We start from the raw sequence: 3,725 nt of genomic DNA on the forward strand, positions 1-3,725 counted from the left end.
ATACATTGTCGCAGTTTTTGATCCCATTTTTTCAGATTTTGTGAGAAATCCGCGACTAAGCGTCGCATACCCCCTAATTCCCGCATCGAGTTGAAGTAACCGACCAACGTCATCCAGGGGTCAGCACGATTTCCGTATTGTTTGTTTTCATACAGGTCTTGAGAAGCAGCAAGAATAGCAACATAAACTCGAATTAATGCAGCTTTTAGCCGTCGCCCTGTGGCACAAATACCGACATAGCGCCGTCCTGGATTAGTCTCATTTGGTTTCCTCTGGCGTGAGAAGAAATTATCTTCCACATCTAAGCCTTGGGGTGGAAAAACCTGTACTTTCCGCAGAAATAGGTTGTGCATCTGAGTTTCTGCTTGACGTATTGTTGCAGTAGAAGCTATGACTTTGGGGCGAACCTTTTTACCATCGACTTCCCAAGAGGAGAGTTGGTCTACTGCGGTTTCATAAAGTCCTACTAATGTACCGAGGGGGCCGCTAATCAAGTGCAACTCATCTTGGATGATTAAGTCAGGTGGGCGTAGGGGGTTGCTGTGAATTGTTTTAGCACCGGGTAAATACGCAGTTTTTTTATGTGAATTAGTATCTTCAATATCTGATGTCCGAAAACCATGCCGTTCGCAGTAACCATCTACTTGCCCAAATAGCATTTGAATTTCGCCTTTCCAAGGCATTTGGGCAAATTTATCTACCGTAGCAATCAACAGCGTGGGTAAACGACGGTAGATTTCTTCATCAACTACAAGAATGGGTAAACCTTCGGTTGAAGATTGTTTTTTACTAAACAGACAACGCCCCAAAGAGTCGCCGCAGTAAATTAGAGTACGGGCGCGACCTTTACTAAAAGATTCGACTTCAATGTTTTTACCTGGGTCGATTTTAGAACCACACCACGGGCAATTTGTGAGTTGATGAGGGGAACCGCTAGCACTTTGCTGATACTGTCCTCGCGCTTGTTTGCAAAATTCTTCGCTTTGGTCGGTGTGGTTGGGGGTAGTGCGCTGACCTACCCACAACCCAATACGGAATGGTTCTTTCCCCCATTTAGCCGGGTTGTCTCGACGGATAGATTCGCAAGCACAAATTAAGGCAGTGGCGCGTTGAAATTGTTGTAGCGTAAGCAGGCGTAGGGTGTAGCGCATGAGGACTGCAACGCCATATTCTCCAGAACGTCCCGAAATTACTCCTTGTAACCTCCGCAAGCCGATGGTGTAGGCGGTCAAACCCAGGTAAGCTTCGGTTTTACCACCACCAGTGGGGAACCAGAGTAAGTCTGCAACAGCATCGGTTTCGTGACTACGATCGCAATGGTGTAAGTCGGTTATGCTGGGTAAATTCAGCAAAATAAACGCTAATTGAAAGGGAAACCAGGTCGGATTAGGGATTTCGTCTTCTGGTTCAGGCGTTTTACCTTGGCGTACCTGTTCTGAGGAAATAGAATGAACACGCTGCAAGTGCATGGCTTGATTCATAAATCGGAAAGCTTCGGCTGCTTCCGGGTTGGTTTGCAGCAGCGTTAAACCTGACTGAATGCGTTGAAGAGTGCGATCGCAATTTTTAATTGCATCCTCGGCTACATCTTGGTAATCTGTCAATCCTTCATTAGGATTAGAAATCCGTTGTGCTTGTTGTTGAATCCAAACTGCGTAAGCTGTTACCAGAGGATTTAGCTTACTGATAAAATCTGCGGTTGGAGTTTGTGCCAGTTCTTTCATATCCAAAACCAATCCCGCCAATTCAGGAATTTCATCTGCTTGGGGTGGAGAGGTTTTGGGAACTTCGTAGACAGGTACAACGTTGGTAGATAGTTTAACAGCACATTCTGTAGTATTTTGTGCTGTTTCGGCGTGGACGCTTACCCCATGACCAATGGCGAACTCTACCTGTTTGCGATAAAGCATTGCCATTGCTTTTTCTTCAGCATAAATTACCGGGTCAAGCTTACCAGCCTGACGCGGTTTGTGTCGCTTGAGAAAAATATCAAGATGTTGAGAATCTGCTGATTGTACGCTTAATTCTGGTTGAAATAACCACGCTTCATCACGTAACTTAGCGGGTTCTTTTTGCCCGTTAATTAAAAACAGGCTAACAATCCAATCTCCGTTACTTTGTTGGCGAATTTTGCCTTGTACTTGCACTTGGGGATATTCTGAATGCACCGTCCATCTAGGAATTTCTCCCTCAATTAGAGGAATGGGAGGTGAATTTCCGAGAATTTGTTGGCGCTTCCACACCATTTTTGGTGTATCATCTTTTTTGGTAATCGTTTCGCTTTTAGTGCGTTTATATTGTCCCCAACCTGCATTAATTTGCAATACTTTGGCTGCACCACTAACACAAAAAGTCATCCCAAAAGATGAGGGAAACATCGTTTCAGCAGGTGGTACACTAACCTCAGTTGTGCCTTCCTCGACAGTACCTTTACCAACTACAGCCAATTCATCAAGAAGTTCTGGTTGTTGATAGTCAACTTCTCTAAATAATTGGTCTTGCACTTCGTCGGCCACAACCGATTTATTTACAGTCTCAGCACTGATGCGGCGTTGTTGTGGTGCGAGTAACCCTACAAGATAGCGATCGCTTACACTATCCTCATCTACTTCTTCTTCCTTACCACCCGCAGGCCCAAGTAAATCTGCCAATACTGCTTTTTCTAATTCATCACGGATTTTATAAGGTGTGGGTAACTGCGATTCTAGAATTTTACTAGTTTCATCAGCTTTTACTTCTAGCTTTTCCTCAACAAGTGGATCAATCGCAAGTATAAATTTTTCTTCTAATAATTGACCTTCGTTTGTTGAAGGTATAAATTGCGTTTCTAATGGTTTTCTCTGTTCCCAAAGTTGGGGAGTTACTTTAGTTTCTAGCGGCTTTTTCTTAGAACGCGATTTTTTAACTTTAGGCTTCTGTTTGTTAAAGAAATTGATGATATCAGTAGCAATCTTCTCTGCAATATCTCCATTTATTAACCAATCAGCATCTTCTACTTGATCGATTCCGTCCAGCAAAACCACAAGCTGAGACTCTGGTGCAGACACAACCGCACTCCAATCAAGCTGAATGTTATGTTCCCGCAGTTGTTTATTGATATTTAGTAAATCTAATTCACCTGGAAGTACAGAAGGAAGCTTAATAATTTCCATATTGCTGATAAAAGTATATATAGTTAGCCTAAATTATGCGTGTAAACTTCTTTCTTACTCCCTTCTCCCCTAGAGAGAAGGGTTGGGGATGAGGGCAAATTTCGCAATTCAGCAATGCCATTTTTCTTTCTTATTCCCTATTACCCAGATTCCACAATTGAAAATCAAATTTTTCCAAGAGGAGAGAAGAGTTACTTGCAGGAACAATAACCAACAATGCCCGCATAGCGCGAGTCATACCAACAAATAGAGTCCGGCGATCGCGTACTAAAATTTCTGTAATTTCATCCTCCGGTGTACCTTTGGGAATTGTTGGATAGGTTGCATCCAAAAATCCTGCGATCGCTACAATGGGAAATTCTAACCCCTTCGCAGCTTTAAGCGTAATAACTTTAACACCTTGTTTATTTAAGTCCAAGTCTTTGCTAGACATGAAATGCGCTTCTAACCCTAAGTATGAAAGTTGACCAGCTATTTTTGTACCAGCACTTTCTGTCGGCACAATTACGGCACAAGCGTTAACGCGGATTTCTCACAAAATCTGAAAAAATGGGATCAAAAACTGCGACAATG

2 protein-coding genes are annotated in these 3,725 nt (G+C 43.0%); both read right to left on the bottom strand.

Translation table 11 applies throughout. The features are described from left to right. Positions 1-3,152 (bottom strand): DISARM system helicase DrmA (gene drmA, locus RMY63_RS41370; protein WP_322734223.1); only part of this gene is annotated, 3,152 nt, incomplete at its 3' end. A 130-nt stretch (positions 3,153-3,282) separates the two neighbouring features. Continuing rightward, positions 3,283-3,654, bottom strand: coding sequence for a 3'-5' exonuclease (locus RMY63_RS41375; protein WP_322734224.1), 372 nt, complete (start codon positions 3,652-3,654; stop codon positions 3,283-3,285). Positions 3,655-3,725 lie beyond the last annotated feature (71 nt).

The sequence above is a fragment of the Nostoc sp. ChiQUE01b genome, from assembly GCF_034531255.1.
Lineage (GTDB): Bacteria > Cyanobacteriota > Cyanobacteriia > Cyanobacteriales > Nostocaceae > Nostoc.